Source organism: Comamonas sp. E6, assembly GCF_001010305.1.
GTDB classification, from domain to species: Bacteria; Pseudomonadota; Gammaproteobacteria; order Burkholderiales; family Burkholderiaceae_C; genus Comamonas; species Comamonas thiooxydans.
Genome location: NZ_BBXH01000007.1, coordinates 537125 through 551292 on the forward strand (window position 1 = coordinate 537125; position 14168 = coordinate 551292).

At 63.9% G+C, this 14168-nt stretch carries 12 protein-coding genes; 8 read left to right on the forward strand and 4 right to left on the reverse strand.

Annotated features, from left to right (window positions below; all coding sequences use genetic code 11):
- Positions 1–3 precede the first annotated feature (3 nt).
- On the reverse strand, positions 4–984 hold the full coding sequence (locus CSE6_RS06700) for a YihY/virulence factor BrkB family protein (protein ID WP_059440138.1): 981 nt from the start codon (positions 982–984) through the stop codon (positions 4–6).
- Positions 985–1346: 362 nt separating this feature from the next.
- Here CSE6_RS06700 and CSE6_RS06705 point away from each other — a divergent pair, with 362 nt between their 5' ends.
- Positions 1347–2885, forward strand: a complete 1539-nt coding sequence (locus CSE6_RS06705; RefSeq protein ID WP_059440139.1) for an acetyl-CoA hydrolase/transferase family protein — start codon at positions 1347–1349, stop codon at positions 2883–2885.
- Positions 2886–3013: 128 nt separating this feature from the next.
- On the opposite strand, the gene garD is transcribed toward CSE6_RS06705, so the two are convergent.
- From garD to CSE6_RS06720, 3 genes are all read right to left on the reverse strand, one after another.
- A complete protein-coding gene (garD, locus tag CSE6_RS06710; RefSeq protein WP_034406929.1) occupies positions 3014–4579 on the reverse strand; it encodes a galactarate dehydratase in 1566 nt (521 codons plus the stop codon).
- A gap of 158 nt (positions 4580–4737) precedes the next feature.
- The gene (locus CSE6_RS06715) at positions 4738–5739 is read right to left on the reverse strand and encodes a tripartite tricarboxylate transporter substrate binding protein (RefSeq protein WP_034406932.1); all 1002 of its coding nucleotides are present in this window, start codon (positions 5737–5739) and stop codon (positions 4738–4740) included.
- A gap of 118 nt (positions 5740–5857) precedes the next feature.
- On the reverse strand, positions 5858–7153 hold the full coding sequence (locus CSE6_RS06720; protein WP_034406935.1) for a glucarate dehydratase family protein: 1296 nt from the start codon (positions 7151–7153) through the stop codon (positions 5858–5860).
- 143 nt (positions 7154–7296) lie between these two features.
- Between CSE6_RS06720 and CSE6_RS06725 the strand changes: the two genes are divergently transcribed.
- The 7 genes from CSE6_RS06725 to CSE6_RS06755 form a co-directional block, all read left to right on the forward strand.
- Positions 7297–8052: a FadR/GntR family transcriptional regulator gene (locus CSE6_RS06725; RefSeq protein ID WP_080745909.1), complete on the forward strand. Its 756-nt coding sequence runs from the start codon at positions 7297–7299 to the stop codon at positions 8050–8052.
- 298 nt (positions 8053–8350) lie between these two features.
- Entirely contained in the window at positions 8351–9328 is a 978-nt protein-coding gene (locus tag CSE6_RS06730; protein ID WP_034351486.1) for a tripartite tricarboxylate transporter substrate binding protein, read from the forward strand.
- Between the two features lie 42 nt (positions 9329–9370).
- Complete coding sequence (gene kdgD, locus CSE6_RS06735; protein ID WP_034351488.1) at positions 9371–10282, forward strand: 5-dehydro-4-deoxyglucarate dehydratase; 912 nt, start codon at positions 9371–9373, stop codon at positions 10280–10282.
- Between the two features lie 56 nt (positions 10283–10338).
- Positions 10339–11298, forward strand: coding sequence for a tripartite tricarboxylate transporter substrate binding protein (locus CSE6_RS06740; RefSeq protein WP_059440140.1), 960 nt, complete (start codon positions 10339–10341; stop codon positions 11296–11298).
- Positions 11299–11405: 107 nt separating this feature from the next.
- Positions 11406–12371, forward strand: coding sequence for a 2-hydroxyacid dehydrogenase (locus CSE6_RS06745; RefSeq protein WP_059440141.1), 966 nt, complete (start codon positions 11406–11408; stop codon positions 12369–12371).
- Positions 12372–12408: 37 nt separating this feature from the next.
- Positions 12409–13746, forward strand: coding sequence for an enolase C-terminal domain-like protein (locus CSE6_RS06750; RefSeq protein ID WP_059440142.1), 1338 nt, complete (start codon positions 12409–12411; stop codon positions 13744–13746).
- A 174-nt stretch (positions 13747–13920) separates the two neighbouring features.
- The coding region (locus CSE6_RS06755; RefSeq protein ID WP_152668543.1) for an aldehyde dehydrogenase family protein at positions 13921–14168 on the forward strand (248 nt) is incomplete at its 3' end.

Here is a 14168-nt window from a genome sequence, read left to right on the forward strand (position 1 = left end):
GCTTCATATGTTCTCCCCTGCATTTTCGGGAAGACGCTGCACATCCATGGGTGTGGCGCTGGACGACTTGCGCGAGACAAACGGGATGCCCAGCTGGACCTTGGATTTGCTGCAGGCCTTGGCCGTGGCGGCCGAGAACAGCAGGATGGCCGAGGTGAAATAAAACCACATCAGCACCACCACCAGCGAGCCGGCTGCGCCATAGGCCGATACCACGGCGGCGGTGGACAGATACCAGGCCAGGGCCTGTTTGCCGATGGTGAACAGGGCCGCTCCCGTCAGCGAGCCCAGCAGCAGGTATCTGGTGACGGGTTTGATGCCGGTACCCATGCGCATCAGGCCCCAGAACAGCAGCACCGCAATGCCGAAGGACAGGCCTTCGTTGATCAGTCCCATCAGCGGGCCCAGCGGCACAAGCTGCAACTCGTCATTGGCCCATTTGGTGATCATCTGGATGGCGGTCGAAAGCACCATGGACACCAGCAGCAAAAAGCCCAGGCCCACGACATAGCTCAATCCCCACAGACGTGAGATGGCCATGCTCCACCAGGGCTTGTTTTCCTGCGGGCGAGACTCTTCGCCCATGGACCAGAGCGTGTCCAGTGAGGCCTGCAGCTCCACAAATACACCGGTGGCGCCCGAGAGCATCATCACCAGACCGAGTACGGACGCGAGCGAGCCCTGATTGGCATTCTGGGCGCTGGCCAGAGCGCTCTTGACGACCTGTGCTGCGCGCTCCCCGACCACGCTCTGTATCTGGCTGATCAAGGTGCTTTCCACATAGCTGCGATCCAGCCACCAGCCGAGCAGCCCCACGACGGCCAGCAACAGCGGCGCCAGGCTCAGCATGCCGTAGAAAGACATGGCGGCACTCATGCGCAGACCGTCGGCCTGCAGCCAGAGCTGTACGGAGTCGATCAGCGGTTGCAGGGGGTGGGCGAGGCGTCGCAGCTTGTGCTGCCAGCCGGAGGTATCAAAAGCCATGTGTCGAATTCTGGTTGCTGAACCATGGTGGTTTTGTCAGCCTATGTCTGCTGGCAGTGAGTACAGGCAAATATTTTGTAATTTCCGCCTGCATTCTGGCAACTCTGCCATGGTGGTCGATTTCAGCGGTTTCAAGTTTTCATCCTTTATCCGTTGAGCGATGAATGCTCACTTTTTTGAGTTATGAATTCAATTTCGACGGCTTCTTTCAAGAAAGCACATCGGGGTTTTCTCTAGTCAACTACGCTTGGCGACTCTCTGTGTGTCGTAGTTCAATCCGGGTTTGCACCAGTCAAAGTGCAACTCTTTAACTACAAAAAACCATCCCGCTTCACGAAAGCTGGCGAGACGAGACACATTTCATGAAGACTTCCTTCACCACCGCTTCTCCTGCAGATCGCGTGCTTTGCCCTGTCTTGCGCGAACGCATAATGACGGCGGACCAGGCCGCCGGCCTGATTCAATCCGGCATGACACTGGGCATGAGCGGCTTCACTCCCGCAGGCGCACCCAAGGCCGTGCCTCAGGCATTGGCACGCCGGATCGAAGCGCAGAACGCCAATGGCGGCAACTTTCGCATCAGCCTGTGGACGGGAGCTTCGACCTCGCCCGAACTCGATGGCGCACTGGCCAAGGTGCATGGCATCGAGCGTCGTCTGCCCTATCAGTCGGACCCCACGGTGCGCAAGGAGATCAACGAGGGCCGCATGCAGTATGTGGACATCCATCTGTCCCATGTGGCGCAGCATGTGTGGTTCGGCTTCCTCGGTCATCTTGACGTGGCGGTGATCGAAGTGGCGGGCATCCTGCCCGACGGTCGCCTGATTCCGTCGACCTCGGTGGGCAACAACAAGACCTGGCTGGAGCAGGCCGACAAGATCATTCTCGAAGTCAACAGCGCACAGCCCGCCGAGCTCGAGGGCATGCACGATATCTACTACGGCGCGGCCGTGCCGCCAAAGCGCAAGCCCATACCCATGGAGCATCCGTTCGACCGCATCGGCGAGCCCTATCTGTATTGCGATCCGAGCAAGGTGATTGCCGTGGTGCCCACTGCCCAGCGCGACAGGCTGGCGGCGTTCACGGCACCCGATGAAGGCTCCATGCGCATTGCCGAGAACATCATCGACTTTTTGCAGCACGAGGTGAAGGCGGGTCGCCTGCCGCCCGAGCTGCTGCCGCTGCAGTCGGGCGTTGGCAATATCGCCAACGCGGTGCTGGCGGGGCTGAACAAGGGCCCGTTCGATCACCTGAACGCCTATACCGAGGTTCTGCAGGACGGCATGCTGGACATGCTGGAGTCGGGCAAGCTAGATACCGCGTCGACCACCTCGCTGGCGCTGAGCCCGGCGGCCATGGAGCGTTTTCTGGCCAACATCGACTACTACCGCCAGCGCATCATGCTGCGCCCGCAGGAGATATCGAACCACCCGGAGCTGATCCGCCGCATGGGTTTGATTTCGATGAACGCGCTGATCGAGGCCGATATATACGGCAACGTCAACAGCACGCATGTCATGGGCTCGTCCATCATGAACGGCATTGGCGGCAGCGGCGACTTTGCACGCAACGCCTATCTGTCCATCTTCATGACGCCATCCACGGCCAAGGACGGCAAGATCAGCTGTATCGTGCCCATGGTCTCCCATGTCGATCACACCGAGCACGACGTGCAGGTCATCGTGACCGAGCAGGGCCTGGCCGATCTGCGCGGCCTGGCTCCGGTGCAGCGCGCGCGTCTGATCATCGAGAAATGCGTGCATCCCGATTACAAGGTGGCGATGAGCGAGTATCTGGAGCGCGCGCTGCGCGACGCACCGGGAAAGCACACGCCGCATTTGCTCGACCAGGCTTATGCCTGGCATCAGCGCTATCTGAAGACGGGCTCCATGCAGGCCTGAGGGCGCATGCGCAAACCAGAAACGCTGCCATGGCAGCGTTTCTGGCGATTCTGTCTGCAGCTCAGGTAGCAGCTTCGCAAAGCGCTCTGGATTTGCAAGCGTTTCAGAGGTGAGGGCGCCGTACGGATTCAGGTCACCGGGGCCGGGTTGAACAGCACCAGCGCGTTATGCAACTGCCAATGTTCGGCCCAGGTCTTTTTGCGGCCACTGGCGACATCGAGCATCAGCCTGAACATTTCCCAGCCTATGTCTTCGATCGTGGCCTCGCCGTCGGCAATGCGTCCGGCGTTGATATCCATCAGATCGTGCCAGCGTCGCGCCAGGTCGCTGCGCGTGGCCACCTTGATCACCGGCACCTGTGCCAGACCGTAAGGCGTGCCGCGGCCCGTGGTGAAGACATGCAGGTTCATTCCCGCCGCCAGCTGCAGCGTGCCGCAGATGAAATCGCTGGCCGGCGTGGCCGCATAGACCAGGCCCTGGCTGATGTCGCGATCGGCCAGCCTCTGGCCCGGCGACAGCACGCCGGTGATGGGGGCCGTGCCGCTCTTGATGATGGAGCCCATGGCCTTCTCGACGATGTTCGACAATCCGCCTTTTTTATTGCCCGGCGTGGTGTTGGCGCTGCGGTCCACGCGGCCCTTGTCGAGATAGGCGTCGTACCAGGCCATTTCCTCGATCATGGCTTCGGCCACTTCGGGGCTTGCGGCACGTGAGGTGAGCTGGTCGATGCCGTCGCGCACCTCGGTCACCTCGCTGAACATCACGGTGGCGCCCGCGCGCACCAGCAGGTCGGTGCAAAAGCCCACGGCCGGGTTGGCCGTGACGCCGCTGAAGGCGTCGCTGCCCCCGCATTGCACGCCCACCACCAGGGCGCTGGCGGGCACGGTCTCGCGGCGGCGGGCGTTGAGGCGGCGCAGATGCTGCTCGGCCTGGCGCATGATGGAGTCGATCATGGACATGAAGCCCACATGGGCCTCGTCCTGCAGGCAGACCACATCGAGTGCTGGTTCGCGTTCGTCGACGATGGGAAAGCTGCCCGGCGGCAGCAGGCGCTCGGGCTGCAGCTTTTCGCAGCCCAGGCTGACCACCATGACCTCGCCGCCGAAGTTCGGGTTGCGGCTGATATTGCGCAGCGTGCGCTGCGGGATCTCGGCTCCCACGGCATCGATGGCCACGCCGCAGCCATAGCTGTGCTCCAGGCCCACCACGTCGTCGACATGGGGGTATCGGGGCAGCAGCTCGGACTTGATGCGGCGCACGGCAAAGTCGAGCACCCCGGCCACGCATTGCACCGTGGTGGTGATGGCCAGGATGTTGCGCGTGCCCACCGTGCCGTCCGCATTGCGGTAGCCCTCGAAGCTATAGCCTGTCAGCGGCTCCAGCACGGGCGGCTTGACGGTGGCAATGGGCAGGCCCTCAAGCGAGCGTGCCTCGGGCATCTGCAGCAAGCGCTCGTGCACCCAGCTGCCGGCGGCAATGGGCTTGAGCGCATAGCCGATGATCACGTTGTAGCGGCGCACCTCGCCGCCCTCGGGAATGTCCACCAGCGCCACCTTGTGCGCCTGCGGCACCTTGTCGAGCAGCGTGAGGCCGGACGGCAGCACGGTGCCCGCAGGCAGGCCGCCGTCATTGGCAACAATGGCCACGTTGTCGGCTGCGTGCATGGTGATGGAAAGCGGTAGTGGGGTACTCATGGCAATGTCTCAATTTTCTAGAGGGCCAGCACGGCTACGGCGCAGCCCAAGGCGAGGGACACCGAGCAAGGGCCGCCCCGCAGCGATGGTGTCGTCCCCCTCCCTTGCGAAGCAAGTTAGAGAGGGGGAAGCCGCGAAGCGGCTCAGGGGGGCCTTACTTATTCAGCCTTTATTCCAGCAGACTTGATCACCTTGGCCCACTTGCTCACCTCGGCCTTCTGATAATCGGCCAGCTCGACGGTGCTCATGTTTGACGGCAGCATGCCGAAGTTCTTGAGGCGGGCCTGGACTTCGGGGGTGGCCACGATCTTCAGGATCTCGGTATGCAGGCGGTCCACGATGGGCTTGGGCGTGCCCGCAGGGGCGAAAACGGCCTGCCAGGAGCCCATGTCGAAACCCTTCTCGCCGGCCTCGGCAATCGTGGGTACATCGGGCAGCGATTCCAGGCGCTTGGAGCTGCTCACGGCGATGGGGCGCAGCTTGCCTGACTGGATGTGCGGGCCGACGACCAGGGCAGTGTCGAACATCATGTCCACCTGTCCGCCCATGACATCCTGCACGGCGGGGCCGCTGCCCTTGTAGGGCACATGGGTGAACTTCACGCCGGTCTGGTAGGCCAGCAGTTCCAGCGCCATGTGGTTGGAGGTGCCGTTGCCCGGAGAGGCAGAGGTCAGGCCGCCCGATGAGGCCTTGGCCTTGCTGCCGGCCAGCACGTCGGCCAGAGTCTTGTAGGGGCTGGAGGCAGGCACCACCAGAACCAGAGGGCCGGAGCCGAGCATGGCGACGGGCGTGAAGGACTTGACTGGGTCATAGTCCAGCTTGGAGTACAGGCTGACATTGATGGCGTGCGAGCTGATGGTGCCGCCCAGAATGGTGTAGCCGTCGGCCGGGGCGCGTGCCGCCAGGGCCGAACCCACGCTGCCGCCGGCGCCGCCCTTGTTCTCGATGACCACGGGCGTGCCCAGGGCCTTGCTCAGCGGCTGCGCAATCACGCGCGCCAGGGTGTCGGTATTGCCGCCGGGGGGGAACGGCACCAAATAGGTGATGGGCTTGCCCGTGGGCCAGTTGCCCTGTGCCAGGGCCGGTGCGGCGACAAGGGATGTGCCCAGCAGCAGGGCGCTGGCGGCGAGGGTGGATTGAAGCAGGGTGCGGCGTTGCATGATGGTTGTCTCCGGTTGAAAAGCGTCTTTTCGCGCTGTGGAAAGGGGTGCGATCGAACCAGCTCGGCTTGGGCTGGATACTTGCTTTGTGCGGTCTGTTTTGTGCAGGAGTCGGAATTCAGAAGCGCGGTTGCTTGCCGGTGAATTCCGGGTCGTATTTGCGCATCTGGCCCAGGTCGTCGCGGTTGCGGATGCCGCAGTGCAGATAGTTGTCGTGCAGGCGGGCCAGGGCTTCGCGATCCAGGGTCACGCCCAGGCCGGGCGTGGTGGGCACGCGCAGGCTGCCCTGCTCGAACTGCAGGCGACCGCCTTCGACGACTTCCTCGTCCTGCCATGGATAGTGGGTGTCGCAGGCATAGGTCAGCAGGGGCACGCTGGCGCACAGATGCGTCATGGCCACCAGGCTCACGCCCAGGTGGGAGTTGCTGTGCATGGACAGGCCCAGATCGAAGGTGCGGCACAGCGTGGACAGGCGCTGTGTGGCGCGCAGGCCGCCCCAGTAATGGTGGTCGCTGAGTACGATCTTCACGGGGCAGCCCATGTCGGCGTTGCGGCGGAACTCGGCAAAGTCCGTCACCACCATATTCGTGGCCAGTGGCACATCGCACTCGCGTGCCACGGCGGCCATGCCGTCCAGGCCCGGGGCCGGGTCCTCGTAGTACTCAAGCACGCCGCGCAACTGCTGCACGATCTTCAGGCTGGTTTCCACGGTCCAGTTGCCGTTGGGGTCGATGCGCAGCGGTGTGCCGGGGAAAGCCTCGGCCAGCGCCAGTATGCCGGCGGCCTCCTGCTCGGGCGGCAGCGTGCCGGCCTTGAGCTTGATGCTCTGGAAGCCGTACTGATCGATCATGCGCCGGGCCTGGGCCACTAACTGGGCCGGCGCCAGGGCCTCGCCCCAGGCGTCGGGTGCATAGGGCTGGCCCACATGCTCGGCGTATTTGTAAAACAGATAGGCCGAGTAGGGCACGCGGTCGCGTGCGGGTCCGCCCAGCAGGTCGACGATGGGGGCCTGGGCCATCTGACCCTGCAGGTCCAGCATGGCGACCTCGAAGGCGCTGACCACCTTGGCCACGGTCTTGGAGACATGGGTGCCAGGGGCCAGCGAGACCTGCTGACCTAGAAATTCCGAGGCCGTGAGCTTGGGCGGAGTGACCAGGGCGGCGACACGGGCCTCCATTTCATTGAGGGCCCAGGGCGAGAGCCCGACCAGGGCCGGTGCGGCCTTGGCTAAAGCATCCAGCATGGGTTGGTCGCCATAGCTCTCGTTGATGCCGACCAGACCGGAAGCAGTTTCGATCTCGATGATGGAGCGCAGCGCCCAGGGCTCGTGAATGCCGGCGGCGTTGAGCAGCGGCGGATCGCGGAAGGCAATCGGCGTGATGCGGATGTGGCGGATCTGGTGAGAAGTGCTCATCTTGAGATGACTGATGCGGCGCAGGAGCTGCGGACCGAAGTTGAAATAGGGAGGCTTTGTGGTATGTTGTCGTACAACTGAAAGCCATTATCATCAGGCTCATGAGTACTCAGACATCGGAATTACCCCAATCAACCCCGTCTTTGCCGCTGACGGAGGGGTACGCGCTGCGCAGCAAAACCAGCAAGGGCAGCCGCAGTCTGGCGAATCTGTTGTCCGAGGAGTTCGAGCACAAGATCCGCCAGGGCCTGCTGCATGAGGGGGACAAGCTGCCCACCGAGTCCGAACTCGTGCGCAGCTATGACGTCAGCCGCACCGTGGTGCGCGAGGCGCTGTCCAAATTGCAGGCTGCAGGGCTGGTCGAGACCCGCCATGGCATAGGCACGTTTGTGCTGCCCGCGCGCCAGAGCGCAAGCCCCATGCTCAGCGCGCGCGAGCTCAGCGAGTCCGTCGATGTGCTGGCTGTGCTGGAGCTGCGCATCAGTCTGGAGACCGAGGCTGCCGGTCTGGCAGCCCAGCGCCGCAGCGAAGCCCATCTGCAGGTCATGAGCGAGGCTTTACAGGCGTTCGAGCATCACTTCGCCCTGGGGCACGACACCGTCGAGCATGATCTGGCCTTTCATCTGAGCATCGCGCAGGCCACAGGCAACCGGTATTTTCAGGACATCCTGCAGCACTTCGGAACGCTGCTGATTCCGCGCAATCGCATTGCCTCCATGCATACGCCGGCACGCGATCCCGACTATCTGCGCCGGGTGAACCGCGAGCACGAGGAGATCTATGCCGCCATCGTGCGCCAGGACGCCGATTCGGCCCGTGCCGCCATGCGCATCCATCTGACCAACTCACGGGAGCGTTTGCGTCTGGCCCAGCGTCTGAGTCTGAGCGCAGAGTCCTGAGCCCACTGCGCCCAGGCGCTTGGGTGGGAAAGCGCCTGACCGCAGCAACGGGCTGCCAGCGCCAGCGGCATGCTGCGGCCTCTGTGTCCCCGCTGCGCGGAGCCCTTTACGATGATTCAAAAATAATAGCTGCAAGCGCTCTATGGCATTCAGCTTGAAGCGTATTTAATGGGTGAGAGTGGCGCCAGTTGAAGCCTGGTAAACGGCGGTGACCCGTGCTTACCCTTAGAAAAAATGTCTTGGTGTTCAAAAAAACCTAGTTGTATGATGACTGACCACAACAAGGAGACATTTCACCATGGTCCGACGCTCGCACTTTCTGCGCTCTCTGCTGGCCCTGGCGGCCGGCGGTTTGCTGTCGTCCACATTGCTGGCTGCCGATGCCTGGCCCAGCAAGCCCATCCGTCTGGTCGTTCCCTATCCGCCCGGCGGCAGCTCCGACATCATTGCGCGCTCCATCGGGCAGCTGATTTCCCAGGAACTCAAGCAGACCGTGGTGATCGACAACAAGCCCGGCGCCAATGGCAATCTGGGCGCTGAATTCGTCGCCCGCGCACCGGCCGACGGCTATACCTGGCTGCTCTGCGATCTCGGTGCACTGGCCATCTCTCCCTCCATCTATACCAAGCTCAGCTTCGACCCTTCCAAGGCGCTGCGCGGTGCGGCCATGCTGGCCTATTCACCCCATATGCTGGTGGTGCATCCCTCCGTCCAGGCCGGCAATCTCAAGGAGCTGGTGGAGCTGTCCAAAAAGCAGGACTTGAACTTTGCCGTCACCGCATCGGGCAGTGCCCCCCATCTGGCTGGCGTGGAGCTGGCCCGCATCACCGGCGCCAAATGGGTGTATGTGCCCTACAAGGGCGGCGTGCAGTCGGTGCAGGACACGGTAGCCGGCCAGACCCAGGTGCTGATGAACGGCATGCTGGCTACCTATCCGCATGTGCAAAGCGGCAAGCTCAAGCTGCTGGGCATTTCCAAGAACACCCGCATGCCCCTGATTGCCGATGTGCCGACGCTGGCGGAGCAGGGCGCACAGGGTTTTGCCTCGGGCACCTGGCAGGGCGTGGTGCTGCCCGCCAAGACGCCTGAAGCCGTGGTTCAGCGTGTGAACCAGGTGTTGCTCGCTGCCATCCGCTCCACCGAGGTCCGCTCCCGACTGACCGGCCAGGGTGCCGAGGTCGTCACGATGACGCCCGCCGAAACCGACAAATTCTTCAACGCCGAGCGCGCGCGCTGGCGCGCCGTGGTGCAAGCCGCCCAACTGCAGCTGGACTGAGCTGCCAGATCTTTTTTTGCTCTCCTCTTTTCAAGGATTACCATGACACCCCAAGACCTCAAAGACGTGATGAGTTCCGGCCTGCTGTCCTTCCCCGTGACGGACTTCGATGCCCAGGGCAACTTCAATGCCAAGGGTTATGCCGCACGCCTTGAATGGCTGGCTCCCTATGGCGCCAGTGCCCTGTTCGCCGCTGGTGGCACCGGCGAATACTTCTCGCTGTATGGCGAGGAATACGGCCAGATCATCAAGACCGCCGTGGATACCTGCCGTGGCAAGGTGCCCATCATCGCCGGCGCCGGCGGCCCCACCCGCAATGCCATCGCCCATGCCCAGGAGGCTGAACGACTGGGTGCCCACGGCATTCTGCTGATGCCTCATTACCTGACCGAAGCCGGCCAGGAAGGCCTGATCGCCCATGTGGAGCAGGTCTGCAAGAGCGTGAAGTTCGGCGTCATCGTCTACAACCGCGACCGCTCTCGCTTCACGCCTGAATCCCTGGCCATCCTGGCCGAGCGCTGCCCCAACCTGGTGGGCTTCAAGGACGGTCTGGGCAATATCGAGACCATGTCCTCCATCTTCATGAAGATGGGTGATCGCTTCGCCTATCTGGGCGGACTGCCCACGGCCGAGGTCTACGCGGCCGCCTACAAGGCTCTGGGTACCCCCGTCTACTCCTCTGCCGTCTTCAACTTCATCCCCAGGACGGCGATGGCGTTCTACGAAGCCGTGCGCACCGATGACCAGGCCACGCAGCACAAGCTGCTCAAGGAATTCTTCATGCCCTACCTGAAGATCCGCAACCGTGTCGAAGGCTACGGCGTGAGCATCATCAAGGCCGGCGCCAAGCTGGTCGGCCACGATGCCGGTCCCGTGCGCGCTCCCCTGACCGACCTCAAGCCTGCCGAGATGGAAGAACTCAAGGTCCTGATCGACAAGCTCGGCCCCCAGTAAGACCCGATGCAGGGGTCAGGCCAAGAACCGGGCCCCGCGTCTTCAGGAGACAAAGCATGAAAAAGATACTGATCACGCTGGGTGCCACCCTGGCCCTGGCCGCCCAGGCGGCTGGCAACTTTCCCGACCGGCCCGTGAATATCATCGTGCCGTTCCCGGCTGGCGGCTCCACCGACACCGTGGCGCGTGCGGTGGCCCTGAGCATGGCCGAGCAACTGGGCAAGCCCTTTGTCGTGGAAAACCGGCCTGGAGCCACGGGCACCATCGGTGCGGGAGCCGTCAAGCGCGCTGCGGCCGATGGCTACACCTTGCTGGTGGCATCGCTGGGCCCCTTTGTGGTGACCCCGCATATGGTGAAGAACGTGCCCTATGACGCCAGCAAGGATTTCGACTACATCACCATCCCCGTGCAGGCGCCCAATGTGCTCGTTGCCAGCACGACGCAAAAGGCCCGCAGCGTGAGCGAGGTGATTGCCGCGCTCAAGGCCAATCCCGGCAAGATCAGTTTTGCAAGCTCCGGCAATGGCTCTTCGGATCATTTGTCGGCCGAGCTGTTCTGGCAGCAAACGGGCACCGAAGCCGTGCATGTACCCTACAAGGGCGGAGCACCGGCCATCACCGATCTGCTGGGTGGACAGGTGGATTTTTCCTTCCAGAACGTCAACGCCGTGCTGCCCCATCTGCGTAGCGGCAAGCTGCGCGCCATTGCCGTGACCGGTAGCCAGCGTTCGCCTGTGCTGCCCGACGTTCCCACACTGGCCGAGTCCGGCGTCAAGGGAGCCGAGGTCTATTCGTGGCAAGGCATGGCCGCTCCCAGGGGCTTGCCGGCAGATGTCAAGTCCAGACTGGCCAAGGCCGCCATTGTCGCCGTGCAGCAACCCGATATCCGCAAGCGCTTTGTGGAGCAGGGGCTGGAAATCGTGGGCAACACGCCCGAAGAATTCACACGCTTTCAGGCCCAGGAGAACGAGCGCTGGAAAACCCTGATCCAAACGCGAAAGATCACCGCAGATTGAGCTAGAAACAACGGGATGGCCCCCAGGCCGTTTCCCGCAGGCCTGCCACCACGCAGGCCCTTTTCACAGGGGCTTTCAGTCCCCGCAAGTTCCAAGGATTCCAAGGCATGGCGACCATCCGACCACGCGTTCTTCAATACGGCAAGATGCCGCTGACCCAGCTTGATGCCGAACTGGCTCAGGCCTACGAGGTGAGCATCCTCTCCGAGCAGCCCGATCCCGAGCGCTTTCTTGCCGAGCATGGCGGCCAGTTCGAATATGCGGTCACCTCGGCCGCCATGGGCCTGCCCGCCCGTGTGGTCGACGCCCTGCCCAAGCTCAAGTTCGTGAGCAGCTTCGGCGTGGGATTCGATGCCCTGGACAAGGGCGCCCTGCTGCGCCGTGGTGCACGTGTGGGCTATACGCCGGGCGTGCTCGACGACTGCGTGGCCGACCTGGCCTTTGCCCTGCTGCTGGACGCCACGCGCGGCTTGAGCGAGTCCGACCGTTTCGTGCGCCGCGGCGACTGGAGCAAGAGCCGTTTCGGCATCCGCACCCGCGCCAGCGGCAAGCGTCTGGGCATCTTCGGCATGGGCCGCATCGGCTCCACCGTGGCGCGCCGCGCCTCGGGCTTCGACATGGAAGTGGCCTATCACAACCGCTGCCCCGTCGAAGGCGCGCCCCACCAGTACCTGCCCTCGCTGCTGGAGCTGGCACGCTGGGCCGACATCCTGGTCATCACCGCCGCCGGCGGCGAAGGCACGCGCCACCTGGTGAATGCCGAAGTACTGGCCGCCCTGGGCCCACAGGGCTTCCTGGTCAATGTGGCCCGCGGCAGCGTGGTCGACGAAGCCGCCCTGGCCGATGCTCTGGAGAGCAAGCGCATCGCCGGCGCCGGCCTGGACGTGTTCGAGGACGAGCCCCGCCCCCTGCCTGCCCTGCTGGCCCTGGACAACGTGGTGCTGGCCCCGCACATCGCCAGCGGCACCCACGAAACCCGCCGCGCCATGGCCGACCTGGTGCTGCACAACCTGCAGCAGTTCATCGCCACGGGCCGCCCTGCGGCCGAGGTGCCCTGGTCCGCCGCGCAGTGATTTCCCTTTCCCTCCGAGTCTGTTGAAGAGTCTTCCCATGTCCACTACCCCGACCATCACCGCCATCGAAGTCATTCCCGTCGCCGGCCGCGACGGCATGCTCATGAACCTCAGCGGCGCGCATGCGCCCTACTTCACGCGCAACGTCGTGCTGGTGCACGACAGCGCGGGCCGTACGGGGGTGGGCGAGGTGCCGGGAGGGGAAGGCATTCGACAGGCTCTGGAGGACAGCAGGCAGGTGCTGATCGGCCGCTCTGTCGGCCAGCACCTGCAGCTGCTGCAAGAGCTGCAGAAATCCCTGGAAGGCCGCGACACCGGCGGCCGCGGCCTGCAGACCTTTGACCTGCGCATCGGCGTGCACGCGGTCACGGCCATCGAATCCGCCCTGCTGGACCTGCTGGGCCAGCACCTGGGCGTGCCCGTGGCTGCCCTGCTGGGCGAAGGCCAGCAGCGCGAGCGCGTGGAAATGCTGGGCTACCTGTTCTTTGTGGGGCCCAGCGACAAGACCGGCCTGGACTACGTCAAGCCCGGCGAAGACAAGCTGGGCACGGACGACTGGACCCAGGTGCGCCACATGACGGCCATGACGCCCGGGGCCATCGTGCGCCAGGCCGAAGCGGCCTACGCACGCTACGGCTTCAACGACTTCAAGCTCAAGGGCGGCGTGCTGGCTGGCGAGCAGGAAGTCGAAGCCGTGACGGCCCTGGCCAAACGCTTTCCCGACGCCCGCGTCACCCTGGACCCCAACGGCGGCTGGCTGCTCAAGGACGCCATCCGCCTGATGCGCGACATGCGCGGCGTGCTGGCCTATGCTGAAGACCCCTGTGGCGCCGAAGGCGGTTTCTCGGGCCGTGAAGTCATGGCTGAATTCCGCCGTGCCACCGGCCTGCCCACGGCCACCAACATGGTCGCCACCGACTGGCGTCAGATGGTGCACGCCCTGTCGCTGCAGTCCGTGGACATCCCTCTGGCCGACCCCCATTTCTGGACCATGGCCGGCTCGGTGCGCGTGGGCCAGACTTGCCGTGACTGGGGCCTGACCTGGGGTTCGCACTCCAACAACCACTTCGACATCTCGCTGGCCATGTTCACCCACGTGGCCGCCGCCGTGCCCGGCAAGGTCACGGCCATCGACACGCACTGGATCTGGCAGGACGGCCAGTACCTCACGCAACAACCCTTGCAGATCAAGGGCGGTTTTGTGGAAGTGCCCAAGACCCCCGGCCTGGGCGTGACCGTGGACCGCGAGGCGCTCAAGCGCGCCAACGCTCTGTACCTGGAACACGGCCTGGGCGCGCGCGACGACGCCATCGCCATGCAACACCTGATCCCCGGCTGGAAGTTCGACAACAAAAGGCCTTGCATGGTGCGCTGAGCACCCCCTGAGCGGCTGGCGCCGCTTCCCCCTCTCTCGCTGCGCGGGAGGGGGACGACACCTTCGCTGCGGGACGGCCCTTGCTCGGTGTCCATCGCTTTGGGCCGCGCCTGCTTCAAATGCAGCGCCCAACTAGCTCACCTCTTTTATCGAATCTCTCTTTTGGAGCATTTCATGTCCCGTTACGACAACCTCATCAACGGCCAGTGGACGGCTGCTGACAGCTACTCCTCCAACACCAACCCCAGCGATCTGTCCGATGTGATCGGCGAGTACGCCCAGGGCGGCGCGTCCGATGTGCAGGCCGCCGTGGCCGCCGCCACCGCCGCTTTCCCGGCCTGGTCTACCTCGGGCATACAGGCGCGCTCCGACGCCCTGGACAAGATAGGCACGGAGATCCTGGCGCGCAAGGCGGAGCTCGG